We start from the raw sequence: 23,224 nt of genomic DNA on the forward strand, positions 1-23,224 counted from the left end.
TACATGTGATGGCCGGTGTGCCTGGAGTCCCCGGGCCTCACCTATCGCCTTCGCGGAATACCGTCCGGCTGGAGCCGCGTTGTGCATCTCGCCGAGAGGCGACCCGCACACCGGCTTGACCAAGGCCCCGCCGGGTCGCGAGACCCGGCGGGGCCTGGTCGTCCCGGCGGTGGCAGACTGCCCGGCATGAGTCTCGCGGCGCACCTGGAGGAACTCGGCCTGCCGCTGGTCGAGGAGCAGCTGAAGCACCCCACCGTGGCGGGCATCGCCCGCGGCGATCTGGACGAGGCGGTGTTCCGGTCCTGGCTGGAGCAGGACTACCTCTACCTGCTGGACTACGTGCGGGTCTTCTCGCGGCTGGCCTGGCAGGCGCCGGACGGGCACCTCGGCGACCTCGTCGATCTCGCGCACTCGACGTTCCACGAGGAGATGGCGCTGCACCGGACGCTGTCGGCCGAGTTCGGCGCTGACCTCGACGGGGCCGTGAAGGGGCCCGCGTGCGTCGCGTACACCGGGTTCCTGCTGGACGCGGCCGCCTCGTACGGCGAGGGCCTGGCCGCGCTCTACCCCTGCATGTGGGGCTATTCCACGCTCGGCGCGCGGCTCGCCGAGAACCCGCCGGACGAGCCGCGCTACCGCGCGTGGGTGGACACCTATGCCGATCCCGACTTCGCCGCGCTGACCCGCCGCATCGCCGAGATGATCGACGAGGCGGCGCCGGACCGGGCGGCGGCGGAGCGGTACTTCATGGAGGGCATGCGGCACGAGCTGGCCTTCTGGGACGTGCCGCTCTGACCTGGCGGCGCCACTCTCGCCGCCCTCACCGGACCGGCTGGAGCGCCGGGTAGTCGGTGTAGCCCTCGGCGCCGCCGCCGTAGACCAGGTGCCCGGCGTACGGGGCCAGCGGCGCGCCGGCGGCGAAGCGGGCGGGCAGGTCGGGGTTGGCGATGAACAGCCGGCCGAACGAGAAGAGGTCGGCCAGCCCCGCGTTCAGGACCTGCTCGCCGGCCTCCCGCGTGGTGGGCTCGGGCCCGTTGAAGTTGGCGACCAGGGTGCCGGGCCACAGCGGGCGCAGGTCCGCCAGCGCCTCGTACGCGCCGCGCTCGATCACGTGCAGGTACGCCAGGCCGAGCGGCGCGAGGGTCCGGACGAGCGTCCGGTACGTCGTCGCGGGGTCGGACTCGGCGATCTCGTTCTCGGGGTTGCCGGGGGAGATCCGCAGGCCCACCCGGCCGGCGCCGACCGCCGCGGTGACGGCCTCCACGACCTCGGTCGCGAAGCGCGGCAGCTCGCCGAACCGGTCGGTCCGCCGGTTGGTGTTGTCGGACAGGAACTGCTGGATGAGGTAGCCGTTCGCGCCGTGCAGCTCCACCCCGTCGAACCCCGCGCGGATCGCGTTCCGCGCGGCGGCGGCGAACGCGGCGATCGTCTCCTCGGCCTCGGCGGTCGTCAGGGCGCGCGGCGTGACGTGGTCGAGCAGCCCCTCCCTGGTGAAGATCTGCTCGCCGGTGATGCGCACCGGGGAGGGCGCGACCGGCGACGCGCCGTCCAGCGTGACCGGATGCGTCATCCGCCCGACGTGCCAGAGCTGGGCGAAGATCCGCCCGCCGGCGGCGTGCACGGCCTCGGTGATCGGGCGCCAGCCCGCCACCTGGTCCTCGTCGATCAGGCCCGGGATGCCGGGCCCGCCCTTCCCGAGCGGAGTCGGGAAGATCCCCTCGCTGACGATCAGCCCGGCGCCGGCGCGCTGGGCGTAGTAGTCGCGGGTCAGCGGGTTCGGTACGGCGGTCGCGTCGTCGGCCCGGCCGCGCGTCATCGGGGCCATCACGATCCGGTTGGGCAGGTCCAGGTGGTCGCTCTTGTAGGGCTTCAGCAGGTCGTACGTCATGGCGGTGTCCTTTCCGGGAACGCGGGGGTCAGCGGGCGCTGGGGGCGAGGGCGGTGACCTCGACCTCGATCTGCCAGTCGGGCTGGGCGAGGCCGGCGACCTCCAGGAGCGTGTCGGCCGGGTAGGGCTCGCTGAGGAACTCCCCGCGCAGCTTGATCACGCCGTCGAGGTTCGCGGCCATGTCGGTGACGAAGATGCCGACCTTGACGACGTCCTCCAGCCCGGCGCCCGCCTCGGCGAGCACGCGCCGCACGTTCTCGAACGCCCGCCGCCCCTGCTCCAGGAAGTCGCCGGACACGGTGCGGCCCTGCTCGTCGATCCCGGCCTGGCCGGAGACGTGGATCAGGCCGTTCGCCTCGATGGCCTGGGAGATCAGGTAGGGCTCGTACCAGTCGGGGGTGGTCGCGATGCGGCGCATGGTGCCTCCTCAGTTAAATGCATGTACCTGCATTACTTGCTTGTGCATGCATAGATTGGCACTGCATATACTCGGCTGTCAACGGAAGGGTGCGCATCATGGCGACGGACGCGGAGATCTGGGGACGGATCGTGACCCTGCACGGGCGCGTGCTGCACGAGCTGGCACGGGTCATGCAGCGGCGGCACGGCGTCGGCCTGTCGGAGTACTGGGCCCTGTGCCGGCTGGCGGAGGCCGAGGACGGCGAGCTGCGGATGCAGGAGCTGGCCGACCTGATCGGCCTCAACCAGAGTTCGGTCAGCCGCCTGGTGGCCCGCCTGGAGGGCGACGGCCTCTCCGAGCGCACCCACTGTCCCAAGGACCGCCGCGGCGTCTACACCGTGATCACCGAGGAGGGCCGGGCCGTCCTGGAGAAGGCGCGCCCGACGTACGAGGCCACCCTCACCCAGGCGCTCGACGACGCCGCCGGCGACGAGCGCCTCGGCCCCCTCGTCGCCTCACTCCGCGGCTGACCCGCCGCGCCGCCGGCCCTGTTTTCCGGAACTTCACCCATCGTGATGAATCGGATACGCCCGACTGGATAGAGTCCCCTCCGTGGAAACGAGGCGGACACGACTGGTGTGGCCGGTGCTGCTGGCCGCGCTGATGCTGCTGGCCGGATTCGCCGGTACGACCCGTACGCCGGAGTCCGTCCTGCGCTCCGTGAGCGGCTGGGACCACGACCGCGCCGACCAGCGGAACGGCGCCCCGGAGCGCGGGTCACCCCGGCCCGGCTGACCGTCAGCGCGTCCAGCTCGGGCAGTGGGAATCGCCGCCCATGCCCGCCCTCCGCCATCGGGGCGCCCACGATGGGAGCGGGACCGGCGGCATGTCGATCTTGTTTTCAGCGCGATCTTGCTTTCAGTGGAACGGCGCCCCGCGCGTCGTGTCGCGCGGGGCGCCGTTCAGGGGCGGTGGACGGGCGGGTCAGCCGACCTTCGCCACCGGCTTCCCGGGCTTCGCCTGGGCGGGGGCCGGGCCTGCGCCCGGCCGGGTCAGCGGCTTGAAGCCGCGCAGCCGCAGGCTGTTGCTCACCACGAAGACCGAGGAGAAGGCCATCGCCCCGCCCGCGATCATCGGGTTGAGCAGGCCGGCGGCGGCCAGCGGCAGGGCGCCCACGTTGTAGGCGAACGCCCAGAACAGGTTGCCCTTGATCGTCCGCAGCGTCCGCCGGGACAGCCGGATCGCGTCGGCCGCGGCCCGCAGGTCGCCGCTGACCAGCGTCAGGTCCGACGCCTCGATCGCGGCGTCGGTGCCGGTGCCCATCGCCAGGCCCAGGTCGGCCTGGGCGAGCGCGGCGGCGTCGTTGACGCCGTCGCCGACCATCGCGACCGTGCGGCCCTCGTCCTGCAGCCGCTTCACCACGTCGACCTTGTCGGCCGGCAGGACCTCGGCGATGACCTCGTCGATCCCGACCGACTCGGCGACCGTCCGGGCGACCGCCTCGTTGTCGCCGGTGAGCAGCACCGGCCGCAGCCCCAGCTCGCGGAGCCGGGAGATCGCCTCGGCGGACGTCGGCTTGACCTGGTCGGCGACCGTGATCACGGCCTGCGCGCGGCCGTCGATCCCCACCGCGACCGCGGTGTGGCCGAGCGCCTGCGCGCCGGTCATCGCCTTCTCCAGCTCCGGCGTCAGGTGCTGCGACCACTCGGCCAGCAGCCGCGGCCGGCCGACGAGGACGCCCTTGCCGTCCACCAGGCCTTGGACGCCCAGGCCCTCGACGTTCGCGAAGTCCTCGACGGTCCCCAGCTCGCCCACCCGCTCGGCGGCGCCGGCCGCGATGGCCTGCGCGATCGGGTGCTCGGAGGCGTTCTCCAGCGCACCGGCCAGCCGCAGTACCTCGGCTTCGTCGGCGTCCTCGGCGGTGACGACGCCGACCAGCGCCATCCTGCCGGTGGTGACGGTGCCGGTCTTGTCCAGGACGACCGTGTCGATCGTCCGGGTGGACTCCAGCACCTCCGGGCCCTTGATCAGGATGCCGAGCTGGGCGCCGCGGCCCGTGCCGACCATGAGGGCGGTCGGGGTGGCCAGGCCCAGCGCGCACGGGCAGGCGATGATCAGCACGGCGACGGCTGCGGTGAACGCGGCGGCCAGGCCGGCGCCCGAGCCGATCCAGAAGCCCAGCGTGGCGATCGCGATCGCGATCACGATCGGCACGAAGATCCCGGAGATCCGGTCGGCGAGCCGCTGCACCTGCGCCTTGCCGGTCTGGGCCTCCTCGACCAGCCGGGCCATCTGCGCCAGCTTGGTGTCGGAGCCGACCCGGGTGGCGCGGACCAGCAGCCGGCCGCCCGCGTTGACGGTGGCGCCGGTGACCGCGTCGCCGGGGGCGACCTCCACCGGGACCGACTCGCCGGTCAGCAGGGAGGCGTCCACGGCGGACGAGCCCTCCTCGACGACCCCGTCGGTCGCGATCTTCTCGCCGGGCCGGACGACGAACACGTCGCCCACCGCGAGCCGGTCGACGCCGACGCGCTCCTCGCGGCCGTTCCGTACGACTGAGACCTCCTTGGCGCCCAGCTCCAGCAGCGCCGTCAGCGCGGCCCCGGCGCGCCGCTTGGAGCGCGCCTCGAAGTAGCGCCCGGCCAGGATGAACGCGATGACGCCGGCCGCGGCCTCCAGGTAGATGTTCATCGACCCGTCGGACCGGGTCATGGAGAACTCGAACCCGTGCTTCATGCCGGGCTCGCCGGCCGTGCCGAAGAACAGCGCCCACAGCGACCAGCCGAACGCCGCCAGCGTGCCCACCGACACCAGCGTGTCCATGGTCGCGGCGCCGTGCCGGAGGTTGGTCCAGGCGGCCTTGTGGAACGGCCAGCCCGCGTACACCACCACCGGCGCCGCCAGCGTCAGCGACAGCCACTGCCAGTACTCGAACTGCCACGCCGGCACCATCGCCATCGCGATCACCGGAACCGCCAGGACGACCGCCGTCCACAGCCGCTGCCGCAGCGGCGCCAGGCCGTCGTCGGCCCCGCCGTCCGCCGCGGTCTCCGCCCGCGGGGGCGCGGGCGGCTCGGCGGTGTAGCCGGCCTTCTCCACCTGCGCGATCAGTTCCTCCGGGGTGACCCCCTCGGGGTACTCGACCTGGGCCTTCTCGGTGGCGTAGTTGACCGTCGCGGTGACGCCTTCCAGCTTGTTCAGCCGCTTCTCGACCCGCGCCGCGCACGAGGCGCAGGTCATCCCGCCGATCGCCAGCTCGATCCGCCCGGACGTAGCGCCCGTGCTCATCGCGTCCTCCTCCGTCATCGTCTCGTCGGTTCCGTCAGGTCAGTGGGTGTGGTCGTCGCCGTGCCCGCCGCCGGACTCGCCGGGCGGCGCGCTCGGGACGGTGCCCGTTCCCGCCGTGGCGGTGAACTCGGCCGTACGGACCTTGCCCCCGTGCTGGAAGTCCAGGTAGAGGCGGTACGCGCCGGAGCTCGGCACCTCGGCGTAGAACGTGATCGCCGGGCCGGGCCGGGTCCTGCCGTCGCCCGGCTCGCCGTCCGGGTGCACGTGCAGGTAGGCCAGGTCGCGGTCGCGCAGGGCGACCAGGTGACCGTACGCCTCCAGGTACGGCTCCAGGTCCGTGACCGGCTCGCCGTCCTTGCTCACGGTCAGGGTCAGCTTGCTCGACCTGCCGGGGACGAGCGCGCCGTCCAGCCGTACCTCGTACCCGTCGACCTTCGCGGTCCGGACGGGCCGCGGCAGCGGCTCGGGCTCGACGTTCCCGGGCGCCGTGACGTCCGTGCCGAGCGTCAGCTGCTCGGGGGCGCCCTCGGGCTGGATGTCGGTGAAGAACCGGTACGTTCCGGCCTTCGGAAGCGTGAGCGGGACGGTCCAGACGCCGCCTCCGGCCTCGGTCGGGTGCAGGTGCTGGAAGCCGGACAGGTCGCGCCGCGCGACGATCAGGTGCAGCTTCTTGCCGTGCAGCGGCCGGTAGCCGGTGACCGGCCTGCCGTCCGGGCCGTTCACGGTGAACCGGAAGTCGGCCTTCTCGCCCGGTTCGACCACCGTGGTCTCCGGAGTGAGCGTGTAGCCGTCCTGGGAGACCTGGAGCCCGCCCGGAACGACCTTGGCCGCGCCCTTCCGCCCCTTCGTCTCGGTGCCGTGCCCGCCTTCGCCGTGCCCGCCCGCGTGTGCCTGCTCCGCCTGTACGGTGGCGCCGGTGGGGCCGGCGACTTTGCCGATCCCCACGGCGCCACCGAAGACGGCGGCAAGGCCCAGCGCGAAGGCGCCCAGCTTGCTCGCGGTGTTCATCTCATGCCTTCAGCTCGTACCCGGCCTCCTCGACGGCGGCCCGCACCTGGGCCTCGTCGAGGGGCGCGTCACTGGTCACGGTCACCTTGCCGGAGGCCAGGTCCACGTCCACGGCGCTCACCCCGGAGACCTGGCCGACCTCCTCCTTGACCGAGTTGACGCAGTGCCCGCAGGTCATGCCGGCGACGGTGTAGGTGGCGGTGCTCATCGTGTCGCTCCTCTGGATGATTCTTACCCCTGGGGGGTATCTGACGCCCTCATGCTGGCACAGGCTCTCGTGCTCTGCAACCCCTAGGGGGTATGGGTTATTTCGCGAGCCCTGTCACAGTGCGTGGGGAGTGTCGCGCGCGAGCCGTTCCGGACCTTCGTTGCCGAGAAGTTATCCACATGCCCGCCCTGGCCGCCGTGGACGATCTTCGTAGAGTTTTGTCCGGTTATATGGCTTCCCGTCCCACGAAAGCGTCGAACACCCGGCCTCATCGCCCGTTGCCCACAGGGTTTTCCACAGGCTTCCACAGGGGTGTGGAAAGCCTCCGGCGGCCCCTGCGGACGGCCGTTCCGCCGCCCGCTGGACACCGCCGAGGCCCGCCCGCGAGGGTGTGTCCGTGCGCATCAGAGCAGTGACCGGACACCCCCTCGCCACCGCCCTCACGACCATCCTCACGGCGTCCATCCTGACGGCGTGCTCCGGCTCGGAGGCGCCGCGGCGCCCGGGCCGCACCGCCTCCGCCGCGAGTTCCGCCGCGAGCCCGTCCCCCGGCGCGGTACCGGGGCAGGACTGGCGGCGGAACCGCGCGTGCGTCAGCGGGCACGACATGTTCACCACCCAGGCCGCGCCCTACCGCCGGAACGCCCCCAACAAGATCGCCGAGGAGTGGTTCGACGGAAGCTACGAGGGTGTGGCCACCATCCCCCCGTTCCCGCGCGATGACGACGCGCTCCTCGCGCGGACGCTCCTGCCGGACGGCTGGAAGCCCGACGCCCGCGACGGCTACAGATCGACGGCGGCATCGCTGGTGCTCTGCCACACCGCCACGGCGACCGGAAAGCGCCGCATCATGACCTGCAAGTTCACCGTCATGGGCGCGCCCGGCCCGAGATCCATCCCGGTCGTGCCGGGAACGCACCACTTCGAGGTGTACGAGTCCAGGACCGGCCGCTTCGTCGCCTCCTTCGAGCTGGAGAGCAGCGAGCACCGCCCGGCGGCACCGTGCCCGGACAGCGCGTACAACGTCAGCAAGGCCGACGTGATCGCGCAACCCCCGTCCCAGGACGCCCTGACGGAGAAGCTGCGCCCCCTGCACGAAGGCACCCGCTGACGCGCACCCGCTGACCGCCCGCCGCGTTGACTCGTGGCGTGTCGCCCCTCCCCGCGCCCTCTGGAAGGGAGACACGCCACGAGTCAACCCCGTGCCGTCACCGCGGCGGCGGCTGCGACGGCGGCCGGGTGGGTGAGTTGGGGGTGGTGGCCGGCTCCGGGGATCACGGTCACCGTTACGGCCGGGATGTCGGCGATCAGCGGGTCGTGTTCGCCGGCGACGAGGTGGACGGGGACGTCGCAGGCGGCGGCCAGTGCGCGCAGCTCGGCGCGTTCGGACGCGCGCTGCGCCCGGCCCAGCCGGCGTGCGGTGCGGCGCGCCACTCCCGGCCGCCGGAGCTGCGCTACCGCGTCGTCCAGCGCCGGGACGTCCACACCGCCGAGGCCGAGGGCCGCGCCGAGCCGCCGGGCCGGAGCCGTCCGGAGTACGGGCGCGACGACCGCCGGCGTGCGCAGGTGCCGTCCGGGGCGCCGCTGGAGGAAGTAGGGGGAGACGAGGACGAGCCCGGCGACGCGGTCCGGATGGGCGTGCGCGTACCGGAGGGCGGGCGCGGCGGCCGCCGAGTGCGCGACGAGGACCGGCCGGGTCCGCAGGGGCGCGAGCAACTCGGCGAGCCAGCCCGCCGGGTTCCCGTCCGAGCGGCTCGAGCGGCCGAGTCCGGGCAGGTCCGCCATCAGGGCGGGGCCGTCCAGTTCGGGGAGGACGCCCTGCCAGCATTCGGAGTCGAGCGGCAGGCCGTGGAGCAGCACGTACTCGGGCGCGGCGCGGTCGCCCGCGAGGTAGGTCCGGCTTCCGGCGACGGGATGGAACCCGCCGGAGAGCGGCGGCCGGGCGGCGCCGAACCGCTCCGCGACGAGCCGGTCGGCCCAGCGGCGCAGCGCCTCCTGGACGGGCGGACGCGCCAGCCCGGCCGCATCGGCGAGCGCGTCGGCGGACGCGGTGTCGTACCGGTCCTCGGCCAGGAAGGCCAGCGCCTCGGGGTCGATGCCGCTGAGCGCGCGCGGCAGCCGCCGGACGAGCCCGGCCGGGAGGAGCGCGCGGGGCGCGCGCACGCCGAGATGCCGGGCGAGGAGCGCGACCAGGTCGGGCAGGTCGGGTGTGGAGCCGTCCAGGACCCAGTGGGCGCGGAACGGCCCGCCGTCGTGCTCCGGTACGGCGGCCATGAACCGGGCGAGGTGGTCGACGGTGACGACCGGGACGAACGTCCGCCGCGTCCCGGCCAGCGCGGGCAGCCGCCCGGTCCACAGCCTGCCGATCAGGTCGGCGAGCCCGATGTACTGCCCGGCCTCGCCGGTTTCCGAGTGCCCGATCACGGACGCGGGATTGACCACCGTGAGCGGGACCCCCTCCGCCGCCGCGACCGCCCGTACCGCGGCGTCCGCCTCGCGCTTGGACGCCTCGTACGCGCCCCAGCGCCGGTAGAGCGCGGCCCGCCGCTCCGGCGAGGCCGGATAGGGGAACGTCTCCGAGGCCGTCCGGTAGCCCGAGACGTGGACCAGGCGGCGCAGGCGCGGGCGCGTGCCCGCCCAGCGCAGGACGTTCAGGGCGCCGTCGACGTTGGCGCGCCGGGCCTCGTCGGGGCCGAGGCCGAAGCGGAAGACGGCGGCGGCGTTGTGGACGTCGCGCACGGACGCCGGCCGCCGCTCGTCCTCCGGCGCGAGCCCGAGCCCGGGGCGGGTGATGTCGGCCGCGACGACGGTGAGCGCTCGTTCGTCCGTGTGGCCGTGGTCGCGCAGCCAGGCGCGCAGCTCCTCGGCGCGGTCCGGGCCGCCGCGGACGGTCACGGCGACCGCCCGCCCCTGGGTGAGCAGTTCGGCGGCCAGCCACCGGCCGATGAGTCCGGTCGCGCCGATGACCAGGCTGTCGGGTTCCTTCGCCATGGATTCCTCCAAGTAGACCGATCTGCATATTCTGCGCCGACAAGAACGCGGTCCGGCCCCGCGTCCCTGTTCAGGAGGCGAGTAGCGCGCCCGCCGTCCGCCGCGCCCGCTCGATGGGGTCCCGGCTGCGCCGCGCGCGGGCCAGGACGAGCGCCCCCTCGATCAGCGCGAGCAGCGAGCAGGCCAGGTCCTCGGCCCGGTCCGGGGCGTGGCCGTCGGCGACCAGCCGGTCCGCGAGGGCCCGCTGCCAGCCGCCGTAGACGTCCGCGCACACCTTCTGGAGCGCGTCGTTGGTGGCGGCCACCTCCAGGGCGACCGTGGCGATCGGGCAGCCCTTGGCGTACGCGGCCTCCTCCATCCGGCCGGCCAGCGCGTCCAGTGCCGCGTCGACCAGCGTCCGGGTGTCCGGCGCCTCGTCCGCCAGGCCGCGGAGCAGGGCGTCGATCTCCCGGCCGGACGCGGCGATGGCCGCCGCGGTCAGCTGATCCTTGCCGCCGGGGAAGTGGTGGTAGAGCGAGCCGCGCGGGGCCCCGCCCGCCGCGATCACCTCGTTCAGCCCGGCCCCGTAGTAGCCGCGCGCCTCGATCAGCACCCGCGCCGCCTCGACCAGCCGCGCCCGGGTCTGTTCCCCTTTGACCGCCATACCGGCAAAACTAGACCGGTCTGCATAATCCTGTCCAGGCGAAAAGCACTTCCGTCCCCTGACTACCGCCTGTTACGGTCGAGGCATGCAATACCTGTTCTTCCTCTGAGGGAGACGGCCGAGGCCGCCGATCCCGTCCCCGTCGCAGCCCTGACCAAGGGCTCCGGGGCGCGCGGCCGTTCGCATCCGCCGTCAACTCTCGATCTTTCGCGGATTCCCCGCCGCCACGCGCGCTGTGTGCCGCACGCGTGCCGGCGCGGCGAGTCCTGCCATGGAGGAAGCGTGTCCACCGTCATCGTGGATCCCACTCGTTCGCGAGCCCATCTCAACGCCACCGGCCTGCACGTCGCCCGCGGCGGCAAACCCGTGCTCACCGGCGTCGACCTGACCGTCTCCCCCGGGCAGCGCCTCGGCGTCGTGGGCGAGAACGGCCGCGGCAAGAGCACCTTGCTGCAGGTCCTCGCCGGAACGCTGGCGCCCGACTCCGGCACCGTCCACCGCGCCGGCACCCTCGGCGTCGCCGACCAGGAGATGCCCGCCGGCGCCGGCCGTACCGTCGGCGACCTGATCGACGTCGAACTCGCCCAGGTACGCGCCGTCCTGCGCGACTTCGAGGCGGCCACCGAAGCGCTCACCGAGGGCCGTCCGGGAGCCGAGCGGGACTACGCCGAGGCCCTGGCGGCCGCGGAGTCCATCGACGCCTGGGACGCCGACCGGCGCGTCGAGATCTCCCTCGCCGCGCTGGACGCCGTCGGCGACCGCGACCGCCCGCTCGCCGGCCTCTCCGTCGGGCAGCGGTACCGGATCCGGCTGGCCTGCCTGCTCGGCGCCGGGCACGACCTGCTGCTCCTCGACGAGCCGACCAACCACCTCGACGCCTCCGGCCTGGACCACCTCACGTCCCGGCTCCGCGAGCATCCGGGCGCCGTGGTGCTGGTCAGCCACGACCGCGTCCTCCTCGCGGACGTCGTCACCGCCGTCCTCGACCTGGACCCGACCCGGGACGGCCGCCCGCGCGTCTACGGCGGCGGGTACGCCGGCTACCAGGAGGGGCATCGCGCCGAACGGGAACGCTGGGAGACCGAGTACCGCGACCAGCAGGCGGAACGCCACCGCCTCGCCCAGGACCTCAGCGCCGCCCAGAACCGCCTGTCCACCGGCTGGCGTCCCGACAAGGGGACCGGCAAGCACACGCGCGCGACCCGGGCACCCGCGCTGGTACGGGCCGTCCACCGGCGCCAGGAGCAGCTCGAAGCGCACGTCCTGGACGTCCCCGAGCCGCCGCTCCGCTTCCAGGCGCCCACACTCGGGGCGTCCATGACGGGCCCCCTGCTCCGGGCAGAGGAGATATCGGTCCACGGCAGACTGGCCGCGCCGTCCCCGATCCTCCTCCGCGCCGGCGACCGCCTGGTGGTGACCGGCGCGAACGGCGCGGGGAAGTCGAGCCTGCTCGCCGTGCTCGCGGGCACCCTGCGACCCGACACGGGAACCGTCCACCGCAAGAGGGGCGCCCGGATCCGCCTCCTGTCACAGGAGTCGCCGGCCCCGTCCGGCCGGCGCGCCCACGAGGTGTACGACGCGGCCGTCAACCGCCTCGTCTCCCGGGGCGAACTGGCGGAGTCGGACCGGATCGGCCTGGCCCAGCTCGGCCTGCTCCCCTCGTCCGCCGCGCGCCGCCCGGTGAACGAGCTGTCCATCGGCCAGCAGCGCCGCCTCGACCTGGCGATCCTCCTGGCCGCCCGACCCCACGTCGTCCTCCTGGACGAACCGACGAACCACCTGTCGATGACCCTGGTGGAGGAACTGACCGAGGCGCTCATGGAAACGTCGGCGGCGGTCGTCGTGGCCACCCACGACCGCCAGCTCCTGCGGGACACCGCGTCCTGGCCCGCCCTGCGCCTCTGACACGCCCGCCCGTGCCCCGGTCCGAGGACCGGCCGGGGCACGGGAGCCGGCGGCGCCGCGATGAGTTTCCGCGCCTCCGGCGGTCATGACCACCATGACGACCTTCGCTCTCATCCACGGCGGCGGCGGAAGCGCGTTCGACTGGCACCTGCTCGAAGCGGAACTCCGCGGGCGCGGGCACGACACGGTCGCGGTCGACCTGCCGACGTCCGACCCCGAAGCGGGACTCTGGGACTACGCGGACGCCGTCGCCGAGAAGATCGGCGAGCGCCGCCCTCTCGTGGTCGTGGCCCACTCCTGGGGCGGCTTCGTCGGCCCCCTGGTCTGCGCGCGCACGAACGCCGACGCGCTCGTCCTGCTGACCGCGATGATCCCGAGCCCGGGGGAGGCGCCGGACGACTGGTGGGAACGCAGCGGCCGGCCCTCGTCCACCATCGACGACGAGTTCGAGCTGTACTTCAACGACGTCCCCCGCGAGCTGGCCCGGCGGGTGCTGGACCACGACGGCGCGCTTGCGGAGAAGATGAACATGGAACGGGCGTGCCGCGAACCCTGGCCGCTCCCCGCCTGGCCGGACGTCCCGACGCGCTACCTGCTCTGCCGCGACGACCGCCTCTTCACCCCCGATTTCGTACGCCGCCACGTCCGGGAACGGCTCGGCATCACTCCGGACGAGATGCCCGGCAGCCACATGGCGATGCTGTCGCGACCGGCCGAACTGGCCGACCACCTCGTGCGAGCACTCCCCGCGTGACCGCCGAGCCCCGCCGTGCCGATCAGGACGCGTCGTACGGACCGACGACGTCCAGGACCCAGGTCACGCCGAACCGGTCCTTCAACATCCCGTACAGCGGCGCCCACTGCGCGGGCCCCAGCGGCCGGACGACGGTGGCGCCATCGGTGAGCCTGTCCCAGTACGAGGTGATCTCCTCGGCCGCCTCACCGCGCACCGAGACGAAGAACGCGTTCTCCCCCTGGTCCCACGGCAGATCGGCGGGCACGTCATAGGCCATCACCGTGAAGCCGTTGCCGGCGGTCACCTGCCCCCACATCACCTGGTCGGCGGCCGACGGGTCCTGGACGTTCCCGGCGTCCTTGTAGCTGACCGCGGCCACCTCCCCACCGAACACCGACTGGTAGAACGCGAGCGCCGCACGGGCCTCGCCACGGAAGTTCAGATGGGTCACAGTGCTGACGGACATGATCGACTCCTTGCGCTCCGGATTCATCGTCAGCGGGGCTCCGCCCCGCTCGCCGCTCACCCTCGCAAGGGAAGCGGCCAGGTCATGACCGCTACCGCCACCGAACCAACAATCACCGCACTCGCCGCCACTCTGATCACCGGACGCCCAGAACGTTGACTCGTGGCGTGTCCCTCCCCGGGCGCCCGCGCAAGAGCGCAACACGCCACGAGTCAACACACCGGCCCGCGCGTGAACATGGCTGAGGAGTGTGGTCGACGGGTTGGGCGGAGGCGTACACAGCGGTCGGGAACAGGCGCGGGGCGCACATCCGCCAGGAGCACAGGAGCGCGTCTGTGCGGGGGAACGTTCGGACGCGGGCCGTGATGGCACGCGCCTCCCGGGCCGCAGGAGCGTGTCAGCGTGCGGGAACGGTCAGACGGCGGCCGTGATGGCGCGTACCGCCCGTGGCGCAGGGGCGCGTTCGTGCGGGGAACGTTCGGACGAGGGCCAGTACGGCGCGCACCTCCCGTGGCGCAGGGCGTGTCAGCGTGCGGGAACGGTCAGACGCGGGCCGCGATGGCGCTTACCTCTCGTCGCGCCGGAGCCGGTCAGCGTGCGAGGACGATCAGACGGCGGCCGTTACGGCGCGCACCTCTCGGGCCGCTGGGGCGCGTCAGCGTGCGGGGGACGGTCAGGCGGCGGCCGTGATGGCGCGTACCTCTCGGGCCGCCGGGAGCGTGCGGGCCTTCTCGGGGAGGGCCTGGAGGGCCTGCCCGGCAATGCGCCGCCGGGCCGGGCTGACAGGGTTGCCGTGCAGCATCGTCAGCAGCTGGTCGAGGCCGGTGTCCACGTCCCGCTCCTTCACGAGCCCCATCGCCCGGATCATGTGGAGGTTGGCGACGGGCCCCAACGTTCCGGGGCTGCTGTGAGCGAGCGCGGCGCTGAGGGCGCGTTCGGCCCGCGGGTCCTTGATCAGGGTGTAGACGTACGCCTCGTTCCAGTGCACGTTGGCCTCCTTCCACCCGTAGAGGCCCGGATCGAGCTTCTCGGAGACCTCGTTCATCATCCCTAGCGCCTCATGCGCGGAGCGCACGTCCTTCCGGATGGCGGCCAGGCCGGCACGTGCCGCATGGACCCGGGGCACGCCTGGAGAAGGGGTGCCGTTGGCGATCGTCAACGCTTCGGCGGCAAGGTCTTCGATGACGTCCGGCGGAGCCGAAGCCCAGAACGCCTCCTGGATTTCGCGTCCACGCACCCAGACTCGGAGATCGCGGTCGCCGGACGCGTCGGCGGCCCGGCGTGCGGTGTTCCAGGCCATGCGGGCGCCGCGCCGGTCGCCGATGTCGCCCACCTCGGTGGCGAGCAGCCCACCCAAGGTGGCGCTGATGCGGAGGAGGTCCTGTCGCGGTGCCCCGTCCCGATTGAGGAGTTCCCCCACGGCGATCATGTCGGCGGCCAGGTCATTGATCAGCGCGCCTACCGGCTGCTTGTCGATCAGGTTGCGGTATTCGATAACGGTGCGTTCCCAGCCCGCGACGTCGACGGATGAGCCGAGGGCGCGCTCCACACCGGAGAGGGCCTGTTCGAGGACGCCTGGCGGGATGGTGGTTCCGGCGCCCAGCGCAGCGAACATTTGTAGCGCGGTACGGCGTTTCACTTCATCGTCCCAATCGTCGGGAAAAGGACCCGAAGGTACGGTACCCATCGGCGCGATGGACGCATCCCCGGCCGCGAATAGATCTTCTTCGGACCGGCCCAGGACATCGCAGTACGCGCGGCGGTATTTGTGGCCGGGTACGTGAATGCCGCGTTCCCACTTCTTGATCATGTCCGCCAGCGTGCCGACATGGGGGAACGCGGGGAGGTCGAGTCGAGCGGCGGCGTTGATCAGGAGCCGCGCCATCTCGTTCCTTGGCCAGTACGGGGCAGCGGTTCGTGCCGTTTGCAGACGCGCTCCGATGATCACGCTTTTGGCGGACATGTCGTACACCTCTCGCCAAGGAAGGTGGGGGTCACCCCCTTGTCGCCCCCTTCTCACCCCCTGATTGTCCCCTAGAAATGCGGTGCGTGACGGGGATTTACTGACGGTCACGGAAGGGCGGGAGTCGCGTTCCGTCCCAGAAAACAAGGCGGCCCCGGCCGGTGCGCTAACACCGGGACCCGGGGCCTTGATCCGACAGCTGGAGGTCGGACCCGTGACCGATCGTAGAACCGATGCCGATCCGCTCGCAGCGCTTGGGGCATTCCTGACCGCCTGCGGGTTCCTCGCCGAGCCGGCCACAGACGGCTTGAGAGTGGTGAACCCGCAGGCTCTGGGATGCTGCGGCCTGATCGCGGACACCATCAGCCTCCGCCCTGACGCCCACGGCGGTCCCGGCGTGTTGTGGACGTCCTGGGGCGAGCCCGTCGGCCCCGCCACGCGGATCACCGACGCTGCGCTGATCGTGATGGCGTACCTCAGCACGCCCGTCCAGAACCGGGTGGCGGGCCGATGACCGCCGTCACGCCGCCCTGGACGGCGGCTTACCTGGACCCTGAACGAGCCACGGCCGAGCTGTGTCGCCGCTTCCCGGGCGTGTGCACCTGGTACGGCGAGTACACCGGCTCCTGGTGGGCCATGGTCCGCGACCGGCGCGGGCACCACCGCCTGCTCGAAGCGGCCACACCGGCCGACCTGAGCCGGGCGCTGTCGGAAGTGTTGGAGGGCCCGGCCCTACAGCCAGACGGGGCAGCACGCACCACGGCTCAGGCAGGCCGTCACGTCCCGGCGCCTGCCGCACCCCGTACGCCTTCGCCGCCCGGCGCTCCGGCGCGCACGACCTTCGGGCCTCGCGCGGACCAGCACACTCCCGCGCCTGCTTCGTCTCGTACGCCTTCATCTCCCGAAGCGGTGGGTGGGACCCGCGCAGGCCAGCACACCCCCATGCCCACCTCGTCTCGTACGCCTTCGCCGTCCGGGCCTACGGCGCGCATGACGTCCGGGCTTCGCGCGGACGGGCACTTCCCCGCGCCCGCCTCGTCTCGTACGCCTTCGTCGCCTGGCGCTTCGGCGCGAATGACGTCCGGGCTTCGCGCGGACGGGCACTTCCCCGCGCCCGCCTCGTCTCGTACGCCTTCGTCGCCTGGCGCTTCGGCGCGAATGACGTCCGGGCTTCGCGCGGACGGGCACATCTCCGCGCCCGCCTCGCCTTGTACGCCATCGACGGCTGGTGCGGCCGTATCCGGCGTGGACGGGCCTCCCGCGGACTGGCGCGGCGTCGTGCCTGCTCCGTTCCGTTCCGCTTCGGCCCGGGGGCCCTCGCAGGATGCGGGGGCGGGGGCCGTCGTGGGCGGGCGCGTCGCTGTTCTCGTCCCGCCGCGCACGTTTCCGCAGGACGGTGTGGGGTCGGGGCACGCCGCTGGGACTGCGGCGGGTCGGCATGCTCCCGTGCCTGTCCCTCCTCGTACGCCTCAGCGGTCACCACAGAGGGCTGCCGTGGGGCGTCGGCGAGTGGTTCGCCGGGGCAGGTGGCAGCGCTGCCGGTCGCTGCTCCGGAGGCTGCTCGATCTGTGAGTAAGACCGCCTCTGGGCCGCCGCGCGGGCGATGATTCCGCGCGGGCCGCGCGGTCTGCTTCTGTGACGGCCGTGGAACGCGGGGAAAGGTCGAGGGCATGGGCAAGGTGTTCGTGGCGGCGACGGTGTCGCTGGACGGGTTCATCGCCGACGAGAACGACGGCGTGGGGCCGCTGTTCGACTGGTACGGGAACGGAGAGGTCGCGGTGACCATGGGCGACCCCGACCGGGTCTTCCACGTGAGCCCGGCCAGCGCCGGCTTCATCCGGGAGACGGCGGGCGGGGTCCGCGCGGCCGTGATCGGGCGGCGGCTGTTCGACATCACCAACGGGTGGAACGGCGTCCCGGCCGCCGGGGAGCACGTCTTCGTGGTCACCCATGAGCCGCCGGCGGCCTGGCCGTTCCCGGACGCGCCGTTCACGTTCGTCACCGGCGGCGTCGGCGCCGCGATCGAGAAGGCCCGCGCGGCGGCCGGCGACGGGGACGTGTCGGTCACGGCCGGGGAGATCGGCGCGCAGGCCATCGCGGCCGGGCTGGTCGACGAGGTCCACATGAGCGTGGCGCCGGTCCTGTTCGGGAGCGGGAAGCGCTACTTCGGGACGTTCGACGGCGCGTACAGGATGCTGGAGGACCCACGGATCGTCGAGGGTGACCGGGTCCTGCACCTCGTCTACCCGGTCCGCAGGACCTGATCGGGGTCAGGGCGGCCGTGCCGGGCGAACGGGGTTTGACCTGGGGGGATTCGGGTGTCGGTCGCGTCGCCGATACTTGAGGCATGCCTGAACTTCCAGAGGTCGAGTCGCTGGCCGGGTTCCTGCGGGAGCACGCGGTCGGGAGTGTGGTCGCGCGGGTCGACGTGCTCGCGATCTCGGCCCTGAAGACGTACGACCCGCCGGTCACGGCACTGGGCGGGCTGACCGTCACGGGGGTCGAGCGGTACGGGAAGTTCCTCGACGTGGACGTCGACGGGCTGCATCTCGTGATCCATCTGGCGCGGGCCGGGTGGCTGCGCTGGCGGGAGGAGATGCCGCTGCGGCCGGCGCGGCCGGGCGGCAAGAACCCGCTGGCGCTGCGCGTGCACCTGGACGGCGGGGCCGGGTTCGACCTGACGGAGGCGGGGACGAAGAAGGGCCTCGCGGTCTACGTCGTACGGGATCCGCGGGAGGTGCCCGGCGTGGCGGGGCTGGGCCCGGACCCGCTGGCGGAGTCGTTTACCGCCGGGACGCTCGCGGAGATCGTCAGGGGGCGGCGGACGCAGATCAAGGGGCTTCTCCGCGACCAGAAGGTGATCGCCGGGATCGGGAACGCCTACTCCGACGAGGTGCTGCACGCCGCGCGGATGTCCCCGTTCAAGATCGCCTCATCGCTGACCGAGGCGGAGATCGGGGAGCTGTACGAGGCGATCCGCGCCACGCTCGCGGACGCGGTGGAGCGGGCCCGCGGCGTCGCGGCGCGGGACCTCAAGGGCGAGAAGAAGTCCGGGCTGCGGGTGCACGGGCGTACGGGGCAGGCGTGCCCGGTGTGCGGGGACACGATCAGGGAGGTGTCGTTCGCCGACTCCTCGCTTCAGTACTGCCCGACCTGCCAGACGGGCGGCAAGCCTCTGGCGGACCGGCGGATGTCGCGGCTGCTCAAGTGACGCCGCCGGTCAGCGGACCTTGGGGACGTCGCCGAAGAGCGGCGCGACCTTGGTCCACCGGTTCAGCTCGCAGCCGTCGTCGCGGGTGAACTTGGCGCTGACCCGCTCGTTCTTCCAGGTGCCCTTGACCGTGGCGATCTCCGGGCCGCCGTAGATCTTGGTGCACATCTGGTTCGCCGGAACGGGCTGGAACGGGGCCTGCGCCTTCCCGAGGGCGGCGCACGCCTGCTCGGCCTTCGGGTGGTCGCCGCCCGCGGGGTCGCAGGTCAGCGTCCATTTCTTGGCGGGGGCCTGGGCCGACGCCTTGACCTCGATCGTCAGGCTGTCCTTGCCCGAGGGCTGGACGGAGGTGGTGGCGGAGGGCTTGTCCGCGGAAGGGCTCTGGGCCTGTTCCTCGCCGCAGGCCGCCAATGACAGGATCATGGCTAGGCCGGGCGTCGTGAAAAGGAGCGTCCGATACCGCATGCGTGATTCGACGCGGGCGGGGTCCGCGCGGTTCCATGGAGGTGTGATGATTTTCGGGGACGACGTCCCGGCGGTCGACGCGAAGGACGTTCCGCAGGACGCGTACCTGCTGGACGTTCGGGAGCAGGACGAGTGGGACGCGGGGCACGCGCCCGGGGCGGTGCACATCCCGATGGGCCGGCTCAGCGACCGGGCCGGTGAGGTCCCGCGCGACCAGGAGGTCTTCGTGGTGTGCCGGTCGGGCGCCCGCTCGGCGCAGGTGACGGTGGCGCTCAACCAGGCCGGCTGGCTGGCGAAGAACGTCGACGGGGGCATGAAGCGCTGGGTCGAGACCGGCCGGCCGATGGAGAGCGCCACGGGGGCCGAACCCTACGTCGCCTGAGGGTTATGATCGGGTTTGACCGATCGACCGCGGGAGCTCGGGCCATGCCGGGCTGAGAGGGCGGCTTAACGCGGCGCCGCCGACCGCATGAACCTGTCCGGGTAATGCCGGCGTAGGGAGTGTGCGTCCCGTGACGTCCGATGTTCAGTCGCGCCCTCGTGCAGAGGTCCCGTTCACGCTCGACGAGCCGGCCCCGAAGGTGCTGGGCTTCTGGGACCAGAGCGCCTTCTGGGCGAACCTCGGGGTCAGCCTCTTCGCGTTCTCCGGCGCGTACACCGTGCTCGCCCCCGACGAGAACGGCCGGCCGACGCTGTCGATCATGGCCGGGATCGTGGCCATGGCGGTCGGGACCGCGCTGGGCGGGCTGATGCTCGGCCTGGCCGCGGCGCCCGGCGCGCGGACCGGGCAGCCGGCGATGGTGCTGCTGCGCGGGCTGTTCGGGGCGCGGCTGTCGTACGTGCCGACCGTCCTCAACATCGCCCAGCTGATCGGCTGGGGCACGTTCGAGCTGATCGTGATCGCGGACGCGGCGACCGCGCTGTGGGACGGGATCCCGCGCTGGGCGTACGTGATCGCCGCCGGTGTGCTGACGACCGTGCTGACGATCTGGCCGCTGGGATCGGTGCGGATGCTGCGCCGGTACGTGACCGCCGCCGTGATGGTCGCGCTGGTCTACTTCTACGTCCAGCTTCTCCGCGAGCCGCTGCCCGACCTGACCGAGGGCTCCTGGGGCGGCTTCTGGATCGGCGCCGACGCGGCGCTCGCGGTGTCGATCTCGTGGGTGCCGGTCGCGGCCGACTACACGCGGCACGCGCGGTCGGCCAAGGGCGCCTTCGGCGCGGCGGCCGTCGGGTACTCGGTGACGCAGATCATCGCGTACGTGCTGGGGCTGCTGGCGCTGGCCCTGGTCGCGGGCGACTCCGGGAAGGTCTTCGACCCGTTCCTCGGCGTCACGCTCGGCGTGCTGTTCTTCGCGGTGTTCGTCCTGCGCGAGGCGGACCAGTCGTTCGCGAACGTCTACTCCACCGCCGTCTCCATCCAGAACCTCGTGCCGCGCGCCGACCGCAGGGTCCTGACGATCGCGCTCGGCGCCGGGATCACCGGGCTGGCGCTGCTGCTGAACATCGGGGACTACGCCGCGTTCCTGTCGCTGATCGGGTCGGTGTTCGTGCCGATGCTGGGCGTCCTGGCCGCCGACTTCTACCTCGGCCGGGGCCGCTGGCGGGCCGCGACCGGCAAGGCGGACGCGGCCCGGCTCGGCTGGGACGTCTCGCGCCGGGCCCCCGCCCGCTGGGGCATGATCGCGGCCTGGGCGATCGGGTTCACGGCGTACCAGCTGATCTACCCGGGCGCGGTGAGCTGGTGGGCGGCGTTCTGGAAGGACGTGCAGGGCCTGCTCGGCTTCACCCCGCAGGGCTGGATGAGCGCCTCGCTGCTGTCGTTCCTGATCGCCGGGCTCGCCGCGGTGGCGATCGGGCGGCTCGGCGGCGCCGCCGGGCGCCGCCGTTCGCCGCGTGACGCGGAGTGACCCGCCGGTTTCCTGGCGCTGACGTGGTGTTCTTCCGGTAAAGGCCCCCCTATCGTGGGAACCTTTCCAGGGTGGTTGCCCGGCGGCGCCCGGAGGCTCGGTGGCACGATGACAGGCGTGCGGATGGACGTTCACGACCCGATCGCCCGTGCCGTCATCGAATGCGCCGCGGACGCGATCGTGGCCGTCGACGACGGCCTGCGGGTCACGGTGTGGAACCCGGCGGCCGAGCGGATGTTCGGCTGGACCGCCGACGAGCTGCTCGGCCGGGTGCTGCCGATCGTCCCGGACGAGCTCAAGGCCGAGCACAACGCCGTGCAGGAGCGGCTGCTGACCCGGCGCTCCGGCGACGGCGGCCAGATCTCGATCGCGACCCGCCGGTTCCACCGCGACGGGCGGCTGATCGACGTGCGGATCGACAACAGCCTGCTCCAGTCGCGCGACGGCGAGCCGCTCGGCTGGGTCGGGGTCTACCACCCGGTCGAGGAGGACGAGGTCGCGCAGCACCACATGGCCGAGCGGGCCCGGCTGGTGCGCCGCCTGAACGACATCGTCGCCGACCTGAACGCCGAGCTCGACCTGGGCGTCGTGCTCGACCGGATCACCGCCGCGCTGATCGAGCTGACCGGCGCGGACGCGGGCGGGTTCGTCCGGATCGAGGGCGACCGGCTGCGGCTGGTGAACGTGTCCGGGCTGCCCCAGCGCATGCTCGGCACCACCGCCGACCTGCGGTCCAGCCTGGTCGGCGAGCTGATGCGGTCCGGCAAGACGGTCAAGCTGGCCACCGGCGCGCGGCGGCTCGACGACCTGATCTGGTCCGAGCTGGACGGCCTGCACACGGTCGCGCTCGGGCTTTCGTTCCTGCAGAACAGGCCGTACGGCGCCCTGTACGCCCTGTTCTCCGGCCGCAAGATCGGCCACACCGAGCTGGAGCTGCTGGAACTGCTCGCCGGGCATGCCGGGGTCGCGGTGGGCAACGCCGTCGCGTACGCCGAGGTCGTCCGGCAGCGGGCGCACGAGCGGGCGGTGATCGACTCCAGCGCGGACGGCATCGCGGTGCTCGACCGCGACGGGCTCGTCCGGCAGTGGAACCCGGCCGCCTCCGCCCTGACCGGGATCCCGCCCGACGAGGCGGTGGGCCGCCCGCTGCCGTTCGAGCTGCCCGCGCTCGGCGAGATGCTCACCATCCCGCTGGAGACGGGCGTCTGGCTGAACGTGCTGGTCGCGGCGATCGAGGAGACCGGCGAGCTGGTGGTCGACTTCCGCGACGTGACCGAGGCCAAGGCGCTGGAGGAGGCCAAGGACCTCTTCCTGGCCACGACCAGCCACGAGCTGCGGACGCCGGTGACGGTCGTCCAGGGCTTCGCCAGCACGCTGGCCAACCGGTGGGACGACCTGGCCGACGCCGACCGGCGGGCCGCGGTCGCGACGATCGCCGAGCGGGCCCAGTCGCTCGGCCGGCTGGTCGAGCACCTGCTGCGCGGCGCCCGCGCCGGGGCCGACGAGCTGGCCGTCACGATCGAGACGTTCGACCTGGTCAAGGTGCTGGAGGGCGTGGTCGCGGGGTTCCGCTCGCTGTCGGAGCTGCACCGCGTCGAGCTGGAGGTCGAGCCCGGCCTGCCGCCGGCCCGCGGGGACGCGCTGGCCACGGACATCGTGCTGGGGCAGTTGCTGGAGAACGCGTTCAAGTACTCCCCGGACGGCGGCGAGGTCCGCGTCCGGGCCCGGTGCGAGGGCGGCGAGCTGGTGATCACCGTGGAGGACGAGGGGATCGGCATCGCCCCCGGCGACCATGACCGGATCTTCGAGCGGTTCGTGCAGGGGGAGGCCGGGGACCGGCGCCGGTTCGGCGGCATCGGGCTCGGCCTCTACATTGTGAAACGCCTCACAGAGGCGCAGGGCGGCCGGATCTCCGCCCACCCCGCCCGGCCGGACGGCGCCCGTACCGGGACGCGGATGTGCCTGCGGCTTGAGATCGCCGATTGAGGTCGCCCGTACACCCGCCGTGACCTGCGGATCCAAAACGTGATCTTTACGTGAGGTGGCGCCACTGGAACGTTCCGGTCACGCCAGTGTGACGGACGAAACGCACGTGTGAGGAGTAATCCGCCGTTGGGTGGATAGATCCCTAGATGTTCGCGG

22 protein-coding genes and 1 riboswitch are annotated in these 23,224 nt (G+C 72.7%); of the genes, 12 read left to right on the forward strand and 10 right to left on the reverse strand.

Annotation, left to right across the window (positions count from 1 at the left end; genetic code table 11):
• Nucleotides 1-186 precede the first annotated feature (186 nt).
• Nucleotides 187-795 (forward strand): TenA family protein, encoded by a 609-nt coding sequence (locus ACA361_RS20575; protein ID WP_375013941.1) that lies wholly within the window; start codon nucleotides 187-189, stop codon nucleotides 793-795.
• 25 nt (nucleotides 796-820) lie between these two features.
• Here ACA361_RS20575 and ACA361_RS20580 read toward each other — a convergent pair whose 3' ends face one another.
• Nucleotides 821-1,888 carry an alkene reductase gene (locus ACA361_RS20580; protein WP_375013942.1) on the reverse strand — a complete coding sequence of 356 codons (1,068 nt, stop codon included), beginning with the start codon at nucleotides 1,886-1,888 and terminating at the stop codon, nucleotides 821-823.
• A gap of 28 nt (nucleotides 1,889-1,916) precedes the next feature.
• Nucleotides 1,917-2,306: a RidA family protein gene (locus ACA361_RS20585; protein ID WP_375013944.1), complete on the reverse strand. Its 390-nt coding sequence runs from the start codon at nucleotides 2,304-2,306 to the stop codon at nucleotides 1,917-1,919.
• A gap of 98 nt (nucleotides 2,307-2,404) precedes the next feature.
• Here ACA361_RS20585 and ACA361_RS20590 point away from each other — a divergent pair, with 98 nt between their 5' ends.
• Together ACA361_RS20590 and ACA361_RS20595 are read left to right on the forward strand one after the other, a co-directional pair.
• Nucleotides 2,405-2,818: a MarR family winged helix-turn-helix transcriptional regulator gene (locus ACA361_RS20590; protein WP_375013946.1), complete on the forward strand. Its 414-nt coding sequence runs from the start codon at nucleotides 2,405-2,407 to the stop codon at nucleotides 2,816-2,818.
• Nucleotides 2,819-2,900: 82 nt separating this feature from the next.
• Nucleotides 2,901-3,083 (forward strand): hypothetical protein, encoded by a 183-nt coding sequence (locus ACA361_RS20595; protein ID WP_375013948.1) that lies wholly within the window; start codon nucleotides 2,901-2,903, stop codon nucleotides 3,081-3,083.
• Between the two features lie 189 nt (nucleotides 3,084-3,272).
• Here the strand turns inward: ACA361_RS20595 and ACA361_RS20600 are convergent, their stop codons facing one another.
• The 3 genes from ACA361_RS20600 to ACA361_RS20610 are packed head-to-tail and all read right to left on the reverse strand — an operon-like array spanning nucleotide 3,273 to nucleotide 6,792.
• Complete coding sequence (locus ACA361_RS20600) at nucleotides 3,273-5,576, reverse strand: heavy metal translocating P-type ATPase (RefSeq protein ID WP_375013950.1); 2,304 nt, start codon at nucleotides 5,574-5,576, stop codon at nucleotides 3,273-3,275.
• Between the two features lie 39 nt (nucleotides 5,577-5,615).
• A complete protein-coding gene (locus ACA361_RS20605; protein WP_375013952.1) occupies nucleotides 5,616-6,584 on the reverse strand; it encodes a hypothetical protein in 969 nt (322 codons plus the stop codon).
• Nucleotide 6,585: 1 nt separating this feature from the next.
• Complete coding sequence (locus ACA361_RS20610) at nucleotides 6,586-6,792, reverse strand: heavy-metal-associated domain-containing protein (RefSeq protein ID WP_375013954.1); 207 nt, start codon at nucleotides 6,790-6,792, stop codon at nucleotides 6,586-6,588.
• A 397-nt stretch (nucleotides 6,793-7,189) separates the two neighbouring features.
• On the opposite strand from ACA361_RS20610, the gene ACA361_RS20615 reads away from it, so the two are divergent.
• Nucleotides 7,190-7,903, forward strand: coding sequence for a hypothetical protein (locus ACA361_RS20615; RefSeq protein ID WP_375013956.1), 714 nt, complete (start codon nucleotides 7,190-7,192; stop codon nucleotides 7,901-7,903).
• A gap of 83 nt (nucleotides 7,904-7,986) precedes the next feature.
• On the opposite strand, the gene ACA361_RS20620 is transcribed toward ACA361_RS20615, so the two are convergent.
• Nucleotides 7,987-9,783, reverse strand: a complete 1,797-nt coding sequence (locus tag ACA361_RS20620) for an alpha/beta fold hydrolase (RefSeq protein WP_375013958.1) — start codon at nucleotides 9,781-9,783, stop codon at nucleotides 7,987-7,989.
• 70 nt (nucleotides 9,784-9,853) lie between these two features.
• Nucleotides 9,854-10,426 (reverse strand): TetR/AcrR family transcriptional regulator, encoded by a 573-nt coding sequence (locus ACA361_RS20625; RefSeq protein WP_375013960.1) that lies wholly within the window; start codon nucleotides 10,424-10,426, stop codon nucleotides 9,854-9,856.
• Nucleotides 10,427-10,708: 282 nt separating this feature from the next.
• Between ACA361_RS20625 and ACA361_RS20630 the strand changes: the two genes are divergently transcribed.
• Entirely contained in the window at nucleotides 10,709-12,331 is a 1,623-nt protein-coding gene (locus ACA361_RS20630; protein ID WP_375013962.1) for an ABC-F family ATP-binding cassette domain-containing protein, read from the forward strand.
• A gap of 94 nt (nucleotides 12,332-12,425) precedes the next feature.
• Complete coding sequence (locus tag ACA361_RS20635; protein ID WP_375013964.1) at nucleotides 12,426-13,085, forward strand: alpha/beta fold hydrolase; 660 nt, start codon at nucleotides 12,426-12,428, stop codon at nucleotides 13,083-13,085.
• 22 nt (nucleotides 13,086-13,107) lie between these two features.
• On the opposite strand, the gene ACA361_RS20640 is transcribed toward ACA361_RS20635, so the two are convergent.
• Nucleotides 13,108-13,533, reverse strand: a complete 426-nt coding sequence (locus tag ACA361_RS20640) for a VOC family protein (protein WP_375013966.1) — start codon at nucleotides 13,531-13,533, stop codon at nucleotides 13,108-13,110.
• Between the two features lie 673 nt (nucleotides 13,534-14,206).
• Nucleotides 14,207-15,496, reverse strand: coding sequence for an XRE family transcriptional regulator (locus tag ACA361_RS20645; RefSeq protein ID WP_375013968.1), 1,290 nt, complete (start codon nucleotides 15,494-15,496; stop codon nucleotides 14,207-14,209).
• Nucleotides 15,497-15,710: 214 nt separating this feature from the next.
• Between ACA361_RS20645 and ACA361_RS20650 the strand changes: the two genes are divergently transcribed.
• The 3 genes from ACA361_RS20650 (at nucleotide 15,711) to ACA361_RS20660 (ending at nucleotide 18,707) form a co-directional block, all read left to right on the forward strand.
• The gene (locus ACA361_RS20650) at nucleotides 15,711-16,010 is read left to right on the forward strand and encodes a hypothetical protein (RefSeq protein ID WP_375013970.1); all 300 of its coding nucleotides are present in this window, start codon (nucleotides 15,711-15,713) and stop codon (nucleotides 16,008-16,010) included.
• 1,156 nt (nucleotides 16,011-17,166) lie between these two features.
• Nucleotides 17,167-17,760, forward strand: coding sequence for a dihydrofolate reductase family protein (locus tag ACA361_RS20655; RefSeq protein WP_375013971.1), 594 nt, complete (start codon nucleotides 17,167-17,169; stop codon nucleotides 17,758-17,760).
• An 83-nt stretch (nucleotides 17,761-17,843) separates the two neighbouring features.
• Nucleotides 17,844-18,707: an Fpg/Nei family DNA glycosylase gene (locus tag ACA361_RS20660; protein ID WP_375013973.1), complete on the forward strand. Its 864-nt coding sequence runs from the start codon at nucleotides 17,844-17,846 to the stop codon at nucleotides 18,705-18,707.
• Nucleotides 18,708-18,716: 9 nt separating this feature from the next.
• On the opposite strand, the gene ACA361_RS20665 is transcribed toward ACA361_RS20660, so the two are convergent.
• The gene (locus ACA361_RS20665; RefSeq protein ID WP_375013974.1) at nucleotides 18,717-19,130 is read right to left on the reverse strand and encodes an SSI family serine proteinase inhibitor; all 414 of its coding nucleotides are present in this window, start codon (nucleotides 19,128-19,130) and stop codon (nucleotides 18,717-18,719) included.
• A gap of 91 nt (nucleotides 19,131-19,221) precedes the next feature.
• Here ACA361_RS20665 and ACA361_RS20670 point away from each other — a divergent pair, with 91 nt between their 5' ends.
• The 3 genes from ACA361_RS20670 (at nucleotide 19,222) to ACA361_RS20680 (ending at nucleotide 23,068) form a co-directional block, all read left to right on the forward strand.
• On the forward strand, nucleotides 19,222-19,554 hold the full coding sequence (locus ACA361_RS20670; protein WP_375014239.1) for a rhodanese-like domain-containing protein: 333 nt from the start codon (nucleotides 19,222-19,224) through the stop codon (nucleotides 19,552-19,554).
• A gap of 19 nt (nucleotides 19,555-19,573) precedes the next feature.
• Nucleotides 19,574-19,690, forward strand: a riboswitch (TPP riboswitch).
• Nucleotides 19,685-21,082, forward strand: coding sequence for a purine-cytosine permease family protein (locus ACA361_RS20675; protein WP_375013976.1), 1,398 nt, complete (start codon nucleotides 19,685-19,687; stop codon nucleotides 21,080-21,082). Its footprint overlaps the riboswitch before it by 6 nt.
• Before the next feature lie 123 nt (nucleotides 21,083-21,205).
• On the forward strand, nucleotides 21,206-23,068 hold the full coding sequence (locus tag ACA361_RS20680; protein WP_375014241.1) for a PAS domain-containing protein: 1,863 nt from the start codon (nucleotides 21,206-21,208) through the stop codon (nucleotides 23,066-23,068).
• Nucleotides 23,069-23,224 lie beyond the last annotated feature (156 nt).

This window comes from Actinomadura sp. 21ATH (assembly GCF_041951345.1).
In the GTDB taxonomy this organism is placed as follows: domain Bacteria; phylum Actinomycetota; class Actinomycetes; order Streptosporangiales; family Streptosporangiaceae; genus Spirillospora.

Excerpts from the sequence above, each read along its gene's own strand:
- ACA361_RS20575 (WP_375013941.1), top strand. The coding sequence starts at position 187 with ATGAGTCTCGCGGCGCACCTGGAGGAACTCGGCCTGCCGCTGGTCGAG.
- ACA361_RS20580 (WP_375013942.1), bottom strand. The coding sequence starts at position 1,888 with ATGACGTACGACCTGCTGAAGCCCTACAAGAGCGACCACCTGGACCTG.
- ACA361_RS20585 (WP_375013944.1), bottom strand. The coding sequence starts at position 2,306 with ATGCGCCGCATCGCGACCACCCCCGACTGGTACGAGCCCTACCTGATC.
- ACA361_RS20590 (WP_375013946.1), top strand. The coding sequence starts at position 2,405 with ATGGCGACGGACGCGGAGATCTGGGGACGGATCGTGACCCTGCACGGG.
- ACA361_RS20600 (WP_375013950.1), bottom strand. The coding sequence starts at position 5,576 with ATGAGCACGGGCGCTACGTCCGGGCGGATCGAGCTGGCGATCGGCGGG.
- ACA361_RS20605 (WP_375013952.1), bottom strand. The coding sequence starts at position 6,584 with ATGAACACCGCGAGCAAGCTGGGCGCCTTCGCGCTGGGCCTTGCCGCC.
- ACA361_RS20610 (WP_375013954.1), bottom strand. The coding sequence starts at position 6,792 with ATGAGCACCGCCACCTACACCGTCGCCGGCATGACCTGCGGGCACTGC.
- ACA361_RS20620 (WP_375013958.1), bottom strand. The coding sequence starts at position 9,783 with ATGGCGAAGGAACCCGACAGCCTGGTCATCGGCGCGACCGGACTCATC.
- ACA361_RS20625 (WP_375013960.1), bottom strand. The coding sequence starts at position 10,426 with ATGGCGGTCAAAGGGGAACAGACCCGGGCGCGGCTGGTCGAGGCGGCG.
- ACA361_RS20635 (WP_375013964.1), top strand. The coding sequence starts at position 12,426 with ATGACGACCTTCGCTCTCATCCACGGCGGCGGCGGAAGCGCGTTCGAC.
- ACA361_RS20640 (WP_375013966.1), bottom strand. The coding sequence starts at position 13,533 with ATGTCCGTCAGCACTGTGACCCATCTGAACTTCCGTGGCGAGGCCCGT.
- ACA361_RS20645 (WP_375013968.1), bottom strand. The coding sequence starts at position 15,496 with ATGTCCGCCAAAAGCGTGATCATCGGAGCGCGTCTGCAAACGGCACGA.
- ACA361_RS20655 (WP_375013971.1), top strand. The coding sequence starts at position 17,167 with ATGGGCAAGGTGTTCGTGGCGGCGACGGTGTCGCTGGACGGGTTCATC.
- ACA361_RS20660 (WP_375013973.1), top strand. The coding sequence starts at position 17,844 with ATGCCTGAACTTCCAGAGGTCGAGTCGCTGGCCGGGTTCCTGCGGGAG.
- ACA361_RS20665 (WP_375013974.1), bottom strand. The coding sequence starts at position 19,130 with ATGATCCTGTCATTGGCGGCCTGCGGCGAGGAACAGGCCCAGAGCCCT.
- ACA361_RS20680 (WP_375014241.1), top strand. The coding sequence starts at position 21,206 with ATGGACGTTCACGACCCGATCGCCCGTGCCGTCATCGAATGCGCCGCG.